This window comes from Mycolicibacter senuensis, from assembly GCF_003284925.1.
In the GTDB taxonomy this organism is placed as follows: domain Bacteria; phylum Actinomycetota; class Actinomycetes; order Mycobacteriales; family Mycobacteriaceae; genus Mycobacterium; species Mycobacterium algericum_A.
On the sequence record NZ_QMEX01000086.1, the window covers coordinates 1 to 16,441 of the forward strand.

Consider the following 16,441-nt stretch of genomic DNA (forward strand, 5'->3'; position numbering starts at 1 on the left):
TGCGCGCCGCGGGATTCACCGACATCCACACCGTGACAAGCCAGTTCGAACCGGATCCGGATTTCCCCACCGTCGCCTTCCCCAATCCGGAGGAGCCGGGCGCCTCCGACGAGCTGCTGGAACTGGCCGCCGACGTCGACGCGGACATCGCGATCGCATTGGATCCCGACGCCGACCGGTGCGCGGTCGGCATCCCCGGACCGGCCGGCTGGCGGATGCTGACCGGCAATGAGACCGGTTGGCTGCTGGGCGATTACCTGCTCTCACGGCTGCCCCGGCAGCGGGTCTCCGATGCGGTGGTCGCCAGCACCGTGGTGTCGTCGCAGCTGCTGGCGCGCATCGCCGACCACTACGGGGCTCGCCACGTGGAGACGCTGACCGGGTTCAAGTGGCTGGCTCGCGCCGATGCCGGCCTGCCCGGTGCCACCCTGGTCTATGCCTACGAGGAAGCGATCGGCTACTGCGTCGACCCGGATGCGGTGCGCGACAAGGACGGCATCACCGCCGCGGTGCTGTCCTGCGACCTGATGGCGGCGCTGCGCGATCAGGGCTCCTCGGTGCCCGCGGCGCTCGACGAGCTGGCCCGCCGCCACGGCGTGCACGTCACCGAGGCGGTGTCGCGCCGGGTCGCTGACCTGGCCGAGGCGACCGCGGTGATGGCCCGGCTGCGCGCCGCCCCGCCGACGTCACTGGCCGGATTCGCCGTGACCGCAACCGATCTGATGCACCGCCGCGGGCCGGCCACCGATGCGCTGGAGTTCAGCGGGGTGGGTGAGGGCACCTCGGTGCGGGTGGTGGTGCGGCCGTCGGGCACCGAGCCCAAACTCAAGTGCTACCTCGAAGTGACCCGGCCGCCGTCGGATGATGTGGCCGGCGACCGCGCCGAGGCGTCGCGGCTGTGCGCGGCCGTCGCCGCGGAGGTCCGCAGCTGGTAGGGCGCCGGCGTCAACCATGCGCCGAGCGTGCGTGCTTGTACGCGACACGCCGAACAGCAGCGTACAAACACGCACGCTCGGCGAAAGGGGGTCAGCGCGGCCCGAACTGCCGGTCGCCGGCATCGCCGAGCCCCGGGACGATGTAGGCGTTCTCGTTCAGCCCGTCGTCGATCGCGGCGGTGAACAACCGCACGTCGGCGGCGGTGTTCTTCAGCGCCGCAATGCCTTCCGGTGCCGCCACCACACACAGCACGGTGATATCGGCCGCGCCGCGCTCGATCAGCAGTCCCAGGGTGTGGGCCATCGAGCCGCCGGTGGCCAGCATCGGGTCGAGAACCATGACCCCCCGGCCGCTCAGGTCCACCGGCAGCGACGCCAGGTACGGCTCCGGTTGGTGGGTGGCCTCGTCGCGCACCACACCGACGAATCCGACCTCGGCTTCGGGGATCAGGGCGTGCGCGGCGTCGACCATACCCAGCCCGGCGCGCAGCACCGGCACCAGCAGCGGCGGGCAGGCCAGCCGCGCACCGACGGTGTCGGCCACCGGGGTGCGCACGGCGATCTGCTCGCAGGGCGTCTCACGGGTCGCCTCGTAGACCAGCATCCAGGTCAGGTCGCGCAGCGCCGCCCGGAATCCGGCGCTGCCGGTGCGCTCGTCGCGCAGCGACCGCAGCCGGACGGCGGCCAGCGGATGATCGACGACACGGACAGTCACGGGCTCAAACCCTACGGGTCATGCGCCGAGCAGGTTGAGGATCTCGAAGACCACCGCGCCCATGTCCAGCAGCGGCTCCAGCGAGAGCAGCGGTTCGCCGTTGAACACCGCGTCCGGGCCGAGCCAGTCGGCCACGCCGAGGGTCACCGCCAGCTGCTGCCAGGCATCCAGCAGTGCGGCGTCCACCTCGTTGGTGAGCCGGTAGCCGGTCAGCAGGGCCTCGACCAGCGAATCGGGCAGCGGTTCATGCCCGGCGAAGCCCAGCAGGGCATTGACCGGGTCGACGACGCTGCGCACCGCGGCGTACTGCACGCCGGCCAGCATCTGCAGCGGATCCATCCGCAGCAGGAACCCGGCGACGCCCGAGCCCTCGGCCAGCTGCCCGCCGGCGGTGACCGCCCAGGGCCCCACCGCGTCGGTTCCGTTGACGCCCACGAACGGGTCGCCCGGGTTGCCGTAGCCCCAGTCGATGACCACTTTGAGCCACGGCGCCAGCGCGTCGCCGACGACTTTGCCGACGTCACCGAGCGCATAGAGCGGCCACAGGATCGGCAGCTGCTGGGGGATCAGGTAGAAGTCGGTGTCACCGATGGTGCCCAGCTCGACGGTCTCGGAGAGGTTGTCGAACTCCAGATAGGAGAAATGCACGGTCGCCGTGCCGATCAGCGCGTTGAGCATGGCCAGCAGGTTGGCCGGGTCTTGCGGAAAGTTGGCCAGGCCGTCGTACTCGCCGGTGTAGCTGTCGATGTCGAACCCACTGGTCGGGGTGGGCCCGATGCTCAGCGGGATGCCCAAAAACGGCAGGTGCACCGGCTGGTCGCTCAACAGCGGGTAGGCCGGGAAGCGGGTCAGCACCCCGCCGAGCGGGTTGTTGGGGTTGCCGATCAGCACGAAGTCCAGGTTGTCGGGGTCATAGCCGCCGCTCGGCGGCTCGGCGAGCAGGTTGATCATCTCCTGGGTGGAGATGGTGGCGCTCTGCGAGTAGCCGAACACCGTGACGTGATCGCCGGCCTCTAGTTGCGGCACGACGGCGTCGTGCAGGATGTCGACGCCGCGGGCCACCGACTCGGCGAAGGTCAGGTAGGGGTTCGGCGGCGGCAGGCACACCAGCGGGCAGAACTGCTCGGGGGTGACCAGGCCCTCGAACCGGTAGCCCGGGAACGTCGGCTGCCCGGGAAACCACGGCGTGACGGGTTGCAGGAACCGGTCCAGCACCGACTCCAGGTAGCCGCCGACGGTGGGGTCGGGGATGCTGGTCGGCCCCATGATCCAGCCATCGTCGGCCAGCAGCACCACGTCGGGCCGGAACTGCGGGCCAGGCCCGGCCGGCGCACCGGCCGCCGCCACCGACGCCGCTGCGAGCAGTGCTGCCCCCAGCAGACGCCGGTGTCGCATCGGATCAGGCGTCGAGGTAGTTGAGGATGCTGAAGCCCACCCCGAGCAGGTCCAGCAGCGGCTGCGCGGAGATTAGCGGCGCACCGTTGAAGATCGCGTCCGGCCCCAGCACGTCGAGCAGGTTCCACTCGGTGGCCAGGTCCTGCCACCCGTTGAGCAGCAGCTGGTCCAGCTCGAGGGTGAGGTTGTAGCCGCCCAGCAGGGTGTCGACCACCGACTGCGACAGCGGGTCCTGCCCGGCGAAGTCCAGCAGGTTGTTGATGGTGTTGGTCAGGCTCTGCACCCCGGCGTACTGCAGGCCGGCCAGCATCTGCAGCGGGTCCATCCGCAGCAGGAACCCGGCGACGCCGGTGTCCTCCGACAGCTGACCGGTCGCGGTGACCGCCCAGGCGCCGGCCGCCCCGATCGGGTCGACACCGTCGACGGTGATGCCGGCATCCGGGGCGCCCGGGTTGCCGTAACCCCAGTCGATGACCAGCTTGAGCAACGGCGCCAGCGCGTCACCGGCCAGCTTGCCGAAGTCGCCGAGCCCGTAGAGCGGTCCCAGGATCGGCAACTGGGCGGTGGGAAGCATGTAGAAGTCGTTCCCGCCGATCGAGCCGAGGTCGATCGCGTTGCCGAGGTTGTCGTTGAAGTAGGCGCCGTGCACCGCCGGGATGCCCATCAGCGCGTTGATCACCGCCGGCAGGTTGGTGAGGTCCTGCGGGAAGCTGGACCAGCCGTCGTATTCGGTGCTGTAGATGCTGGCCGCGAAGTCGGTCGGACCCGCCCCGATGCCCAGCGGGATGCCCAGGAACGGGATGTGCTGCATGTTCCCGTCGAGGCCGTCGGCGAAGTCCAGCCGGCTCAGGATGCCGCCGATCGCGCTGTTCGGGTCACCGATCAGCACGAAGTGCAGGTTGTCGGGGTCGTAGGAGCCGCCCGGCACGTCGGCGAGCAGCTTCTGCATCGCCAGGGTGGCGACCACGGCGCTCTGCGAGTAGCCGAACACCGTGACCTGCTCGCCGGCCTCCAGCTGCGGGCGGATCGCCGCGTCCAAGTTGGCGGAGCCCTCCGCCAGCGAGGCCGCGAAGTCCAGCTGCGGGACCGGCAACGGCTGGCAGATGATCGGGCAGAACTGTTCGGGGGTGATCAGGCCCTCGAACGTGTAGTCGGGGAAGACCGTCTGCCCGGCGAACCACGGCGCCAACGGCTGCAGGTAGAAGTCCCGCACCACGTCCATGTAGTTGCCGATGGTCGGGTCGGACTGGCCGGTGCCGGTCATGATCCAGCCCCCGCCGGCCAGCAGCACGATCTCGGCGATCGCCTTCTCCAGCCGAGACGCCAGCGTCGGCGCCAGCAGCGACGACAACCCGAGCAGCACCGCGCACAGCGCCGCCAGTGCCGTCGCACCCAACCGGTGCAGTCGTGTAGCCGTCATTCGGGCCTCCCGGGTCGTCGCGTCACGCCATTAGTCGCAGTAGGACCCCGCCTGACGACTTCACATGGATCTATAAGGCGGAATTCAGCGTAGAGCCTATAAAGAAAGCGCGCGTTGTCAACTCCACGATGATGGTCCAGTCGTTCATCACGGTGGACGGACGTTCTGCCGGCGTCTGCGGCGACTCGCCCGTCGCGCCGCTAGGCGACGAAGAAGTTGAAGAGGTCGAAACCCAGGCTGACCAGGACACGAACGGGCAGAACTGCTCGGGTGTGGTCAGGCCGACGAAGTTGTAGCCGGGGAAACTCGGCTGGCCGTCGAAGTGCGGCGAGGCCGGTTGCAGATAGCCGGCCAGGATCTGGCTGAGGTAGGAGCCGACGGTCGGGTCGGGCACGCCGGTGCCGCCCATGATCCAGCCCTCGTCGGCCAGCAGCCGCAGCCGGGCGGTGAGCTGGTCCACGCCGAAACCGGCGCCCGGATGCGTGGGCGTCGCGGCCACCATGACGGCGCACAGCACCGCCGCTACCGCCGCCCCCCGCTGACGTAATCGCATAGTCGTCATCGCGGCCTCCCCGACCCGGGCTTTATGCGTTGCACACACATCCCGGCGAAAGTGAACCTAACCAACAGATGAGGGCGACGCCATTGTTAACACAAGAAATTCAGGATTCTTTATCCGCGGATGCGGGCGGTGACAATCCGGTCGCCAATCCGGTCGCCAATCCTTGCGCTGATCCCGGCGCTAATCCCGGTTCGGGCAGCCGCCGGGCACCTCGCTACTCTGTGCGCCATGGCAGCTGACCTCGTACCGATCCGTCTTGCGGTGACCGCCGGTGACCGCTACACGCTGTGGGCGCCGCGCTGGCGCGACGCCGGTGACGAGTGGGAGGCGTTCCTCGGCAAGGACGAAGACCTCTATGTCTTCGCCACCGCGGCCGACCTGGTGGCGTTCGTGCGGACCAACACCGACAACGACCTGGCGGATCATCCCGCCTGGCCGGGGCTGGTCGAGGCCAACGCGCACAAGCTCAACCCGCCCCGCAACCGCCAGTACGACCTGATCGCGGTCGAGGAACTGCTCGCCGACAAGCCCAGCAAGCAGTCCGTGCGCTCGGTGGCCGACGCCCTGGAGATCGTCTCGTCCATCGGGACGGTCTGCGACCTGACCGCGGTGACGAAGTTCTTCAACGGCAACCCGAGCCTGGGCACGCTCGCCGGTGGCGTCGACAACTTCACCGGCCGGGCCGGTCGCAAGCGGTGGAACCAGATCGGCGACATCATCGGCCGCAGCTGGAGCAACGTGTTGGCGGCGATCGAAGGGGTCCTCAGCACACCCGACGTCGACGCCGCCGCGTCGTCGCGGGCAGCCGACGAACTGGCCGAAGAACCCCCGGTCGAGGTGACCGAGGCCGAGACCGAGGTGGCAGCCGCCGATGCCGAAACCGCCGACGCCACCGAGACCACCGAGGCGGCCGTCGAACGCGCCCGCGGTGACCGCGTGGTACTCGGCGGCGACGCGGACTTCTGGGCCAAGGTGGGCATCGATCCGATCCGGATCATGACCGACAACGGGACGTTCTTCACGCTGCGCTGCTACCTCGGCGACGAGCCGGTGTTCCTCGGCCGCAACGGCCGGATCAGCGTGTTCAACTCCGAGCGTGCCCTGGCCCGCTACCTGGCCGACGAGCACGATCACGACCTGTCGGATCTGAGCACTTACGACGACATCCGCACCGCGGCGACCGACGGCTCACTGGCCATCGACATCACCGACGACAACGTCTACGTGCTGTCCGGGATGGTCGACGACCTGACCGACGGGCCCGACGCCGTGGACCGCGAGCAACTTGAACTGGCCGTAGAGTTCCTGCTGGACGTGGGCAGCTACGCCGAGGACGGCGTGGTCGCCGAAACCCTCAAACCGGACCGCGCGCTGGGCCGAATGGTCGGCTATGTGCTCGATCGGGAATCGGTGGCCGAACCGCAGCGTCCGTTCGCTCCGGCGGTCAAGGAATGGGAGCAGCTCGAGCAGTTCGTGCAGTCGCGGCTGCGGCGCGAGTAACGCGCCCGAACTCAGCGCTTTCCCGCCCCTGCAGCGGCGGCTGGCGGCATCGTCGGTATCGCCGGCGGTGCGGGTATGGCCGCAAGTATCGCCGGAATTCACCGACAATTGCCGCAACCATTTGCCCGATTTCATTGCCCGGTGGTCGTATCCCCGATAACATCTGGCCGATAACCTCTGGCCGGGCCGTGTGGGTTTGCGGGGCCCTTCCAAATTCGAAAGGACTACACATGCGCAAGGCGACACAACGAGCCGCAGCTGTATCCGCCGCAGTTTTGGGGCTCGGGTTGATCGGCACGGGTTGCAGCAGCACCAATGAGAAAGCCAGCGAGGCCCTGAGCTCGGCCAGCTCGGTCGCATCCTCGGCCAGCTCGGTGATCTCGTCGGCGGTCACCACCCCCACCGAGGAGAGCGGCGCCGCCAGCTCCACCGAGATGACCGGCGCGGACGGCAAGGAGTACACCGTCGCCGGCCCCATCCTGGCCAAGCTGGACTCGCTGGACGCCGAGGCCAAGCAGAGCCTGGGCGAGCCGACCGGGGCCGAGCAGAAGAACCCCGACGGCGGCGTCTACCAGCAGTTCGACGGCGGCGTGATCGTTCACACCACCCGGTCATACGTGGTGTGGGGCAAGATCCGCGACAAGTGGAACGAGCTGGGCGGTTCGCAGGGCAAGCTCGGTTACCCGACCAGCGATGAGACCACCAACGCTGACGGCACCAAGCAGACCACCTTCGAGCACGGCATCATCACCTGGAAGGAAGGCGACCCGGAGGCCACTGTCACCGAGCACTGATCTCGTTGGAGAAGGCCGGGCAATCGCAATCGCGGTTGTCCGGCTTTCGCCTTTCAGCGACCCGGCGGATTCAGCCGACCAGCACCGCGAATCGCGGCTTGATCACTTCCTCGATTATCGCCACCCGCTGATCGAACGGGATGAATGCCGATTTCATCGCATTCACCATGAACCGCTGCAGATCGGTCCAGCCGTAGCCGAACGTCTCGGCGAGCACCGCCATCTCCTTGCTCATGGTGGTGTCACTCATCAGCCGGTTGTCGGTGTTCACCGTCACCCGCAGCCGGGCACGCGCCAAAAGGTCGAACGGGTGCTCGGCGATGCTGCCGACCGCGCCGGTCTGCACGTTCGAGCTCGGGCACAGTTCCAGCGGAATCCGCTTGTCCCGCAAGATCGCCGCCAGCCGGCCCAGCCGTACCTGACCGTCGTCATCGACGGTGATGTCGTCGGTGATCCGCACCCCGTGCCCGAGCCGGTCGGCGCCGCAGAACGCGATCGCCTCGTGAATGGACGGCAGCCCGAAGGCCTCGCCGGCGTGGATGGTGAAGCGGGCGTTGTGATCGCGCATGTACTCGAACGCATCCAGGTGCCGGCTCGGCGGGTGGCCGGCCTCGGCGCCGGCGATGTCGAACCCGACCACGCCCTTGTCGCGGAACCGGATCGCCAGCTCGGCGATCTCCCGCGACAGCGCCGCGTGCCGCATCGCGGTGACCAAGCAGCGCACGGTGATGTCGCGGCCGGCCGCCGCGGCCCGGCGCTCCCCCTCGGCGAACCCGGCCAGCACCGCATCGGTCACCGCGTCGAACGACAGCCCGCCTTCGATGTGCAGTTCGGGCGCGAACCGCACCTCGGCGTAGACCACCGCGTCGGCGGCCAGGTCCTCCACGCACTCGGCGGCGACCCGGAACAGCGCGTCGGGGGTCTGCATCACCGCCACGGTGTGGCTGAACGGCTCCAGATACCGCTCCAGCGACCCGCTGTGCGAGCGGGTGCGAAACCAGGTCGCCAGCTCTTCAGTGTCGGTGGCGGGCAGGCCGTCGTAGCCGACCTGCCCGGCGATGTCGACGACGGTGGCCGGCCGCAGCCCACCGTCGAGGTGGTCGTGCAGCAGCGCCTTGGGCGCCTGCCGGATCGTCTCCAGGGTCAGCGGTGTGGTCACGGGGCCGCTCCGATGATCAGTGGGCGCGCTGGGACCGCCGCGGCGTCGGTGATCCGGTAGCCGCCGTCGAGCTCGGCGTGCGCCGGCCCGAACCGCTCGGGCGCGTCGGTGTACAGCGTGAACAGCGCCTCGCCGGCGGTGACCGGCTCCCCCGGCCGACGGTGGATGCGCACGCCGGCACCGGCCTGCACCCGTTCACCCGGGCGGGAGCGCCCCGCTCCCAGCCGCCATGCCGTCATACCCACCGCCATCGCGTCGATTTCCCCCATTGTGCCGTCCCGGGATGCGGTGACGGTCTCCGAGCATGCCGCCACCGGCAGCGCGACGCCCAGATCACCGCCCTGGGCGGCGACCATCGCGGCGAAGGCGTCCATCGCGGTGCCGTCGGCCAGCGTCGCGGCCGGCTCACGGTCGTCCAGCCCGGCCAGCTCCAGCATCTCGGTGGCCAGCGCCACGGTCAGCGCCACCACGTCCTCGGGCCCGCCGCCGGCCAGCACGTCGAGTGCCTCGGCGACCTCCAGGGCGTTGCCGACGGTCGCTCCGAGCGGGCTGTTCATGTCGGTGAGCAGGGCGCGGGTCGGCACGCCGTGGGCCGCCCCCAGGTCGATCATCAGCTCGGCGAGCTGCCGGGCCTGACCGGGCGACTTCATGAAGGCGCCCGAGCCGACCTTGACGTCGAGCACCAGCGCCTGCGCCCCTTCGGCCAGTTTCTTGCTCATCACCGAGCTGGCGATCAGCGGCAGCGACTCCACCGTGGCGGTGATGTCCCGCAGCGCATACAGCTTGGCGTCGGCCGGTGCCAGGGCACCGGCGGCGAAGATCGCCGCCCCGACGGTTGCCAGCTGCTCCCGCAGCCGGGCCGTCGGCAGCACCGGGTCGAAACCCGCGATCGACTCCAGCTTGTCCAGCGTGCCGCCGGTGTGGCCCAGGCCGCGGCCGGAGGCCTGCGGCACCGCGGCACCGCAGGCGGCAACCACCGCCACCAGCGGCAACGTGATCTTGTCGCCCACCCCGCCGGTGGAGTGCTTGTCGACGGTGGGCACCCGGCGCCCGTCGCGCCGCAGCTCGCCGAAGTCCATCCGGTCCCCGGAGGCGATCATCGCCGCGGTCCAGCGCGCGGTCTCGCCGGTGTCCATGCCACGCAGGAAGATCGCCATCAGCAGCGCCGCCATCTGCTCTTCGGCGATCTCGGCGGCCGTGTAGGAGTCGATCAGCCAGTCGATCGCGGCGTCGCTCAGCCGGTGACCGTCGCGCTTGGCGGCGATCAGGGTCGGGGCGTCAAAGGAGCGGTTCAGCCCCATGCGTCGGGTCCGAACGCGTCGGGCAGCAGTTCCGAGAGCCGCCGGGCGCCGGCGGGATGGTCGACGAGCAGCTCGGGTCCGCCGTGTTCGAGCAGCACCTGCCGACACCGGCCGCAGGGCATCAGCAGGTTGCCGGCGGCATCGGTGCACGACAGCGCCACCAGCCGGCCTCCCCCGGCGGTACACAGCGCGGCGACCACCGCACACTCGGCGCACAGGCTCAGGCCATATGAGACATTCTCCACATTGCAGCCGGTGAACAACCGTCCGTCGGCGGCAAGGGCGGCCGCGCCGACCCGCAGCCGCGAATACGGCGCATAGGCGTTGGCGGCGACCGAAATCGCATTGCGCCGCAACACTTCCCAGTCGACCACGGCAGCCATCTCAGCTGCGCCCATATCGTTCGGAGACCATCGCGTCACCTTGTCCGTCCAGCTCGGCTTGTCGAACGTCACCCTAACTTCGACCATTTCTACCCGTCGGTAACTTCGGCGTGGTCGTTTCGACCCTGTGGATGGGTTTAGAGTCCAAGCCGAGGTTTACTGACAGCGATGGCGTTGGGTAGCTGCCGCAAGCATGGCGGCTACAGATATTGGAGGCGCTAGATGACGGCGACATCCGCCGAGACGGCGGGAGCCGGGACGCAGGCGACCACCCGGCGTCCCCGGCGGCAGAGTCTGTACAAGGGCGACCCCGGCATGTGGGCGTTCGCGCTGCACCGGATCACGGGTGCGACGATCTTCTTCTTCCTGTTCGTCCACGTGCTCGACACGGCTTTGGTGCGGGTCAGCCCGCAGGCCTACACCGAGGTGATCGCGACCTACAAGACCCCGCTCGTCGGCCTGATGGAGCTGGGCCTGGTCGCCGCGGTGCTGTTCCACGGCCTCAACGGCGTCCGGCTGATCCTGATCGACTTCTGGTGGCAGGGCTGCCGCTGGCAGCGCCAGATGCTGGTGGCGGTCGGCGCCGTCTGGCTGGTGGTGATGGTTCCGGTGGTGGTCCGGATCGGCATGCACATGGCGGAGCGATTCTTATGAGCACACCTGATCTGCAACTCGGTCGCGGCGCGCTGGCCCCGGTGCGCGGCCCGGACCGCGATCGGCCCGCCAGCCTGGGCGACCCGCGCGCGCCGTTCCGGCACAAGGGGATGGCCAACTTCGAGAAGTACACCTGGCTGTTCATGCGGTTCTCCGGCGCCGTACTGATCTTCCTGGTGCTCGGGCACCTGTTCATCATGCTGATGTGGGACGACGGGGTGTACCGGATCGACTTCAACTTCGTGGCCGAGCGCTGGCGCTCGCCGTTCTGGCAGATCTGGGACCTGAGCCTGCTGTGGCTGGCTCAGCTGCACGGCGGCAACGGCATGCGCACCATCATCAGTGACTACACCCGCAGCGGCCGCAGCCGGTTCTGGCTGCTGAGCCTGCTGGCGGTGTCGATGGTCTTCACGCTGGCGCTGGGCAGCTACGTGCTGCTGAGCTTCGACCCGAACATTTCTTGACGGCAGATCTCCTACGAACGGGTGATATCGCGGTGATTCAGGAACATCGATACGACGTGGTGATCGTCGGCGCCGGCGGCGCCGGGATGCGCGCGGCGGTGGAAGCCGCGCCCCGCGCTCGCACTGCGGTGCTGACCAAGCTCTACCCGACCCGCAGCCACACCGGCGCCGCGCAGGGCGGCATGTGCGCGGCGCTGGCCAACGTCGAGGACGACAACTGGGAGTGGCACGCCTTCGACACCGTCAAGGGCGGCGACTACCTGGCCGACCAGGACGCCGTGGAGATCATGGCCAAGGAGGCCATCGACGCGGTGCTGGACCTGGAGAACATGGGCATGCCGTTCTCCCGCACCCCCGAGGGCCGCATCGACCAGCGCCGGTTCGGCGGGCACACCCGCGACCACGGCAAGGCCCCGGTGCGCCGTGCGTGTTACGCCGCCGACCGCACCGGCCACATGATCCTGCAGACGCTGTACCAGAACTGCGTCAAGCACAACGTGGAGTTCTTCAACGAGTTCTACGTGCTGGACCTGGTGCTCACCGACACCCCGTCGGGCCCGGTGGCCACCGGCGTGGTGGCCTACGAGCTGGCCACCGGCGAAATCCACGTCTTCCACGCCAAGGCGATCGTGCTGGCCACCGGCGGTTCGGGCCGGATGTACAAGACCACCTCCAACGCCCACACCCTGACCGGTGACGGCATGGGCGTCGTCTTCCGCAAGGGTCTGCCGTTGGAGGACATGGAGTTCCACCAGTTCCACCCGACCGGGCTGGCCGGGCTGGGCATCCTGATCTCCGAGGCGGTGCGCGGTGAGGGCGGCCGGCTGCTCAACGCCGACGGGGAACGGTTCATGGAGCGCTACGCGCCGACGATCGTCGACCTGGCGCCGCGCGACATCGTGGCCCGCTCGATGGTGCTCGAGGTGCTCGAGGGCCGCGGCGCCGGGCCGAACAAGGACTACGTCTACATCGACGTGCGCCACCTCGGCGAGGACGTGCTCGAGGAGAAGCTGCCCGACATCACCGAGTTCGCCCGCACCTACCTGGGTGTGGACCCGGTCACCGAGCTGGTGCCGGTCTACCCGACCTGCCACTACGTGATGGGCGGCATCCCCACCACGGTGACCGGGCAGGTGCTGCGCGACAACACCGCGGTGGTGCCGGGGCTCTACGCCGCCGGCGAGTGTGCCTGCGTGTCGGTGCACGGCGCCAACCGGCTGGGCACCAACTCACTGCTGGACATCAACGTGTTCGGCCGCCGCGCCGGTATCGCGGCCGCCGAGTACGCCAACACCCACGAGTTCACCGAGTTGCCGGACAACCCGGCCGAGATGGTGGTCAACTGGGTCGCCGACATCTTGTCCGAGCACGGCAACGAGCGCGTCGCCGACATCCGCGGTGCGCTGCAGCAGTCGATGGACAACAACGCCGCGGTGTTCCGCACCGAGAAGACGCTCAAGCAGGCGTTGAGCGACATCCACGCGCTCAAGGAGCGTTACGCCCGAATCACCGTGCACGACAAGGGCAAACGCTTCAACTCCGACCTGCTGGAGGCCATCGAGCTGGGCTTTCTGCTGGAGCTGGCCGAGGTCACCGTGGTCGGTGCGCTGAATCGCCGGGAGTCCCGCGGCGGGCACGCCCGCGAGGACTACCCCAACCGCGACGACGTCAACTACATGCGCCACACCATGGCCTACAAGGAAGGCACCGACCTGATCGCCGATATCCGGTTGGACTACAAGCCGGTGGTGCAGACCCGCTACGAACCGAAGGAACGGAAGTACTGATGTCCTCTTCAGCTGACTCCGGCTGCTGCTCATCAGATTCAGGCTGCTGCTCGCCCGGTCCGTCGAGCGCGGCGCCGGTGGCCCTGGTCGACGGCCCGCCGGCCGGTGACCCGCCGCTGCCGCCGGTCCCCGAGGGCGCCCGGATGGTCACGCTCAAGATCGCCCGGTACAACCCGGAGAACCCCGACCAGTACGCCGCCACCGACGGCTGGCAGAGCTTCCGGGTGCCGGCGCTGCCCACCGACCGGCTGCTGAACCTGCTGATCTACGTCAAGAGCTACCTGGACGGCACACTGACCTTCCGGCGCTCCTGCGCGCACGGGGTGTGCGGCTCCGACGGGGTGCGGGTCAACGGCAACAACAAGCTGGCCTGCAAGCTGCTGATGCGTGACATCCTGCCCAAAAAGCCGGGCAAGGAGCTGACGCTGACCATCGAGCCGATGCGTGGGCTGCCGGTGGAAAAAGACCTCGTGGTTGACATGGAACCGTTCATGGACGCCTACAAGGCGATCAAGCCGTACCTGATCACCTCCGGCAACCCGCCCACCCGGGAGTGGATCCAGAGCCAGCACGACCGGCACCGCTACGACGACACCACCAAGTGCATCCTGTGCGGCATCTGCACCACCAGTTGCCCGGTGTACTGGAGCGAGGGGTCGTATTTCGGGCCGGCGGCGATCGTCAACGCCCACCGGTTCATCTTCGACTCGCGTGACGAGGGTGCCGCGGAGCGGTTGGACATCCTCAACGAGGTCGACGGGGTATGGCGCTGTCGCACCACGTTCAACTGCACCGACGCCTGCCCGCGCGGCATCGAGATCACCAAGGCGATCCAGGAGGTCAAGCGGGCCTTGATGTTCGCCCGCTGATTTCCCTGGCACCATTTTGCGCGAGCAGTCGCGAAAGCCCCCAATTCCGCCGCGAGTTGGGGGCTTTCGCGACTGCTCGGCAAATCCGTCACATTGTCGCGAGCTGTCTCGTCTCCACGGTGTATCCCCATTCGTCGTACACCATGAGGAGCTCAGTCATGATCGTCACGTGGTGGCCGCTGGCCGTGCTGGCCGGGATCCAGTTCGCCGATGCGGCTCTCTGCTGGAAACCCGTCGACTTCATCCGCGACTGCCTGGTCGACGTCCGGTTTCCCCGTCGCTTCTGGCGCGTGCTGCCGGTACTGAAGGTGGCAGCCGCAGCCGGCCTGATCCTCGGGATCTGGTTTCCGCCGCTTGCGTTGCTGACCTGTGCGGCGCTGGTCGGCTATTTCACAGTCGCCATCGGGATGCACGTCGCGGCCGGCGATTTCGGCCGGAACCTGTTCGTCAATGCGAGCGGCATGCTTGCGTTGTGCACCGCCGCACTGGGTTTCGTTGTGGTGTCGATGTAAACCGCGAGACTGTAGTTGGCGTGTGAAATTACGGGTGGGCGTCACGGCAACTACAGGCTCACGGTGCTGTTGTCAGCCGCCATTGAGTGAGACGGGCCCGCGGCGCCCACACCGCGACGTGATAGACCATCTGACATGCATTGGTACACCGGGAACAGCGTCTACGACACCGTCCTGACCTTCGCGTTCGGCTTCGCCGCGTTCGTGATCATCGGCGGCTTCTTCGGCCAGAGCTCCTACGGCCGGTTCTCGTCGGCCAAACTCGGCTTCAACCTGAACCCGAAGTTCGGCTGGTGGCTGATGGAGATCCCGGCGACGGTGGTCTTCGCCATCGCCTACTTGAGCGGGCCGGCCCGGTTCGAGCCGACGTCGCTGGTGCTGGCCGGGATCTGGGCGCTGCACTACGCCAACCGCGGCTGGTTCTTCCCGCTGGCGATCCGGCAGGTGCCCGGCAAGCGCAGCACATTCAACATCTCGGTGGTGGTGATGGGCATGCTCGTCACGACGATGCACGGCTACCTCAACGGTGCGCTGTTCAGCCACGACTACCTGGGGCAGTACGGCCGTTCCTGGCTGACCGACCCGCGTTTCGTGGTGGGCCTGGTGATCTACCTGTGCGGGTTCGCGCTGCTGATCAGCTCCGAGTCGATCGTGCGCAACCTGCGCGACAAGAACAACCCCGGTGCCGCCGAGTACCGGATTCCGTTCGGCGGCGGCTTCCGATTCGTCACCAGCCCGGCCTATCTGGGCGAGCTCATCGCCTGGACGGGTTTCGCGATCCTGACCTGGGCGCTGCCCGGCGTGGTCATCCTGTTGATCACCGCGGGCAACCTGATCCCCCGGGCGCTGCAGACGCACCGCTGGTACCGGGAGAAGTTCGCCGACTACCCCACCGACCGCAAGGCGCTGGTGCCGTTCCTGCTCTGAGACCCCTGCTCGTCACATCAAGCCGAGTTGCCTCGTCTACCGGGTATGAGCACTCAACCGCGTATCGAACCGCTGTCCCCCAAGAAGACCGGCCTGCTGACCCGCGCGATGTACCGCTACGCCAAACGGCGCTTCGGCGAGGTCCCCGAGCCCTTCACCGTCATCGCGCATCACCGGCGACTGCTGGTCGCCAACGCCGTGCATGAGGGCCTGCTGCAGTCGGCCTCCCGCAAGCTGCCCGCCGGAGTGCGCGACCTGGCGGTGTTCTGGACCGCCCGCACCATCGGCTGCTCGTGGTGTGTGGACTTCGGCGCCATGCTGAGCCGCTTGGAGGGCCTGGATGTCGAACGCCTCAAGGAGATCGACGACTACGCCACCTCGCCGCGCTTCACCGCCGACGAGCGGGCCGCCATTGCCTACGCCAACGCCGTCACCACCGATCCGCACTCGGTCACCGACGCCCAGGTCGCCGATCTGCGCGCGCGATTCGGCGACGACGGCGTCATCGAGCTGACGTATCAGATCGGCGTCGAGAACATGCGGGCCCGGATGTATTCGGCGCTGGGCATCACCGAGCAGGGGTTCAGCTCGGGGGATGCCTGCCGGGTGCCGTGGGCCCAGTGACGTCCCGAGACTGTAGTTAGCGTGCAAAAGTGCGAGTGCACATCTCGCTAACTACAGGCTCGCGGCACCGCGCAGCGGAGAACCACTGAACTTGTCGGGGTTAGCGATGTCCCAGACGGCATAGACTAGGCCGTCGCGCACCGTCATCGCGGTGACGCGCGGCAGCAACTCGGCGAACCCGTCGGCAGCCGGAGCCCCGGACGTGTAGGCGCCGAGCTCGCCGTTGACCAGTGCCAACTGGTTCGCGCTGACCAGCGTAGGCCCGTAGCGCCGCGCCAGGCCGAACAGGAACCGCGCCACCTTCTCCGGGCCGTGGATGGTCCGCACCGCGGTCGGCGCCCGGCGGTTGGCGTCGCCGGTGAACGTCACATCGGGATGCAGCAGCGCCACCACCGCGTCCAGGTCACCGGCGGCCATCGCGGCCATCAACGTCCCGACCG

General features: G+C 68.4%; 17 protein-coding genes and 1 pseudogene. 10 read left to right on the forward strand and 8 right to left on the reverse strand.

Translation table 11 applies throughout. The features are described 5' to 3' along the window. Window positions 1–935, forward strand: a 935-nt coding sequence (locus DQP56_RS16935) for a phosphohexomutase domain-containing protein (protein WP_526022711.1), incomplete at its 5' end; no start/stop codon positions are given. Window positions 936–1,026: 91 nt separating this feature from the next. Here the strand turns inward: DQP56_RS16935 and upp are convergent. The 4 genes from upp to DQP56_RS16955 form a co-directional block, all read right to left on the reverse strand. Then, window positions 1,027–1,650 (reverse strand): uracil phosphoribosyltransferase, encoded by a 624-nt coding sequence (upp, locus tag DQP56_RS16940; protein ID WP_112687350.1) that lies wholly within the window; start codon window positions 1,648–1,650, stop codon window positions 1,027–1,029. 18 nt (window positions 1,651–1,668) lie between these two features. Further along, the gene (locus DQP56_RS16945) at window positions 1,669–3,045 is read right to left on the reverse strand and encodes a PE-PPE domain-containing protein (protein WP_112687352.1); all 1,377 of its coding nucleotides are present in this window, start codon (window positions 3,043–3,045) and stop codon (window positions 1,669–1,671) included. Between the two features lie 4 nt (window positions 3,046–3,049). After that, window positions 3,050–4,465 carry a PE-PPE domain-containing protein gene (locus DQP56_RS16950; RefSeq protein ID WP_234825709.1) on the reverse strand — a complete coding sequence of 472 codons (1,416 nt, stop codon included), beginning with the start codon at window positions 4,463–4,465 and terminating at the stop codon, window positions 3,050–3,052. A gap of 70 nt (window positions 4,466–4,535) precedes the next feature. Then, window positions 4,536–4,982: a hypothetical protein gene (locus DQP56_RS16955; RefSeq protein WP_112687354.1), complete on the reverse strand. Its 447-nt coding sequence runs from the start codon at window positions 4,980–4,982 to the stop codon at window positions 4,536–4,538. A 273-nt stretch (window positions 4,983–5,255) separates the two neighbouring features. Here DQP56_RS16955 and satS point away from each other — a divergent pair, with 273 nt between their 5' ends. Together satS and DQP56_RS25040 are read left to right on the forward strand one after the other, a co-directional pair. Then, window positions 5,256–6,527 (forward strand): protein export chaperone SatS, encoded by a 1,272-nt coding sequence (gene satS, locus DQP56_RS16960; protein WP_112687356.1) that lies wholly within the window; start codon window positions 5,256–5,258, stop codon window positions 6,525–6,527. 230 nt (window positions 6,528–6,757) lie between these two features. Further along, the gene (locus tag DQP56_RS25040; protein WP_205868902.1) at window positions 6,758–7,321 is read left to right on the forward strand and encodes an LGFP repeat-containing protein; all 564 of its coding nucleotides are present in this window, start codon (window positions 6,758–6,760) and stop codon (window positions 7,319–7,321) included. A 70-nt stretch (window positions 7,322–7,391) separates the two neighbouring features. On the opposite strand, the gene DQP56_RS16970 is transcribed toward DQP56_RS25040, so the two are convergent. Genes DQP56_RS16970 through DQP56_RS16980 form a run of 3 tightly spaced genes read right to left on the reverse strand, consistent with a single transcriptional unit; the run spans window position 7,392 to window position 10,164 of the window. Continuing rightward, window positions 7,392–8,480, reverse strand: a complete 1,089-nt coding sequence (locus tag DQP56_RS16970) for an adenosine deaminase (RefSeq protein ID WP_083037897.1) — start codon at window positions 8,478–8,480, stop codon at window positions 7,392–7,394. After that, entirely contained in the window at window positions 8,477–9,775 is a 1,299-nt protein-coding gene (locus DQP56_RS16975) for a thymidine phosphorylase (RefSeq protein ID WP_112687372.1), read from the reverse strand. Before DQP56_RS16975 ends, DQP56_RS16970 begins: the two co-directional genes overlap by 4 nt. Then, window positions 9,772–10,164 carry a cytidine deaminase gene (locus DQP56_RS16980; protein WP_112687374.1) on the reverse strand — a complete coding sequence of 131 codons (393 nt, stop codon included), beginning with the start codon at window positions 10,162–10,164 and terminating at the stop codon, window positions 9,772–9,774. The genes DQP56_RS16975 and DQP56_RS16980 overlap by 4 nt, the downstream gene beginning before the upstream one ends. 222 nt (window positions 10,165–10,386) lie before the next feature. On the opposite strand from DQP56_RS16980, the gene sdhC reads away from it, so the two are divergent. The 7 genes and pseudogenes from sdhC to DQP56_RS17015 all read left to right on the forward strand — a co-directional run. Then, the gene (gene sdhC, locus DQP56_RS16985; protein WP_112687358.1) at window positions 10,387–10,818 is read left to right on the forward strand and encodes a succinate dehydrogenase, cytochrome b556 subunit; all 432 of its coding nucleotides are present in this window, start codon (window positions 10,387–10,389) and stop codon (window positions 10,816–10,818) included. Next, the gene (locus DQP56_RS16990; RefSeq protein WP_013830073.1) at window positions 10,815–11,282 is read left to right on the forward strand and encodes a succinate dehydrogenase hydrophobic membrane anchor subunit; all 468 of its coding nucleotides are present in this window, start codon (window positions 10,815–10,817) and stop codon (window positions 11,280–11,282) included. The genes sdhC and DQP56_RS16990 overlap by 4 nt, the downstream gene beginning before the upstream one ends. A gap of 32 nt (window positions 11,283–11,314) precedes the next feature. Then, window positions 11,315–13,069 carry a succinate dehydrogenase flavoprotein subunit gene (gene sdhA, locus DQP56_RS16995; protein ID WP_112687360.1) on the forward strand — a complete coding sequence of 585 codons (1,755 nt, stop codon included), beginning with the start codon at window positions 11,315–11,317 and terminating at the stop codon, window positions 13,067–13,069. Window positions 13,070–13,146: 77 nt separating this feature from the next. Then, a complete protein-coding gene (locus tag DQP56_RS17000; protein ID WP_112687362.1) occupies window positions 13,147–13,938 on the forward strand; it encodes a succinate dehydrogenase iron-sulfur subunit in 792 nt (263 codons plus the stop codon). Window positions 13,939–14,096: 158 nt separating this feature from the next. Beyond that, complete coding sequence (locus DQP56_RS17005) at window positions 14,097–14,450, forward strand: DoxX family protein (protein WP_112687364.1); 354 nt, start codon at window positions 14,097–14,099, stop codon at window positions 14,448–14,450. 135 nt (window positions 14,451–14,585) lie between these two features. Continuing rightward, window positions 14,586–15,377, forward strand: coding sequence for a phosphatidylethanolamine N-methyltransferase family domain-containing protein (locus DQP56_RS17010; RefSeq protein WP_112687366.1), 792 nt, complete (start codon window positions 14,586–14,588; stop codon window positions 15,375–15,377). A 6-nt stretch (window positions 15,378–15,383) separates the two neighbouring features. Next, window positions 15,384–16,001, forward strand: a pseudogene (locus tag DQP56_RS17015) (carboxymuconolactone decarboxylase family protein); the annotation flags it as partial. Window positions 16,002–16,052: 51 nt separating this feature from the next. Here the strand turns inward: DQP56_RS17015 and DQP56_RS17020 are convergent. Further along, window positions 16,053–16,441 (reverse strand): nuclear transport factor 2 family protein (locus DQP56_RS17020; RefSeq protein ID WP_165825048.1); only part of this gene is annotated, 389 nt, incomplete at its 5' end.

Excerpts from the sequence above, each read along its gene's own strand:
- satS (WP_112687356.1), top strand. The coding sequence starts at position 5,256 with ATGGCAGCTGACCTCGTACCGATCCGTCTTGCGGTGACCGCCGGTGAC.
- DQP56_RS16945 (WP_112687352.1), bottom strand. The coding sequence starts at position 3,045 with ATGCGACACCGGCGTCTGCTGGGGGCAGCACTGCTCGCAGCGGCGTCG.
- DQP56_RS16980 (WP_112687374.1), bottom strand. The coding sequence starts at position 10,164 with ATGGCTGCCGTGGTCGACTGGGAAGTGTTGCGGCGCAATGCGATTTCG.
- DQP56_RS16990 (WP_013830073.1), top strand. The coding sequence starts at position 10,815 with ATGAGCACACCTGATCTGCAACTCGGTCGCGGCGCGCTGGCCCCGGTG.
- DQP56_RS17005 (WP_112687364.1), top strand. The coding sequence starts at position 14,097 with ATGATCGTCACGTGGTGGCCGCTGGCCGTGCTGGCCGGGATCCAGTTC.
- sdhC (WP_112687358.1), top strand. The coding sequence starts at position 10,387 with ATGACGGCGACATCCGCCGAGACGGCGGGAGCCGGGACGCAGGCGACC.
- DQP56_RS17010 (WP_112687366.1), top strand. The coding sequence starts at position 14,586 with ATGCATTGGTACACCGGGAACAGCGTCTACGACACCGTCCTGACCTTC.
- DQP56_RS16950 (WP_234825709.1), bottom strand. The coding sequence starts at position 4,465 with ATGACGGCTACACGACTGCACCGGTTGGGTGCGACGGCACTGGCGGCG.
- DQP56_RS25040 (WP_205868902.1), top strand. The coding sequence starts at position 6,758 with ATGCGCAAGGCGACACAACGAGCCGCAGCTGTATCCGCCGCAGTTTTG.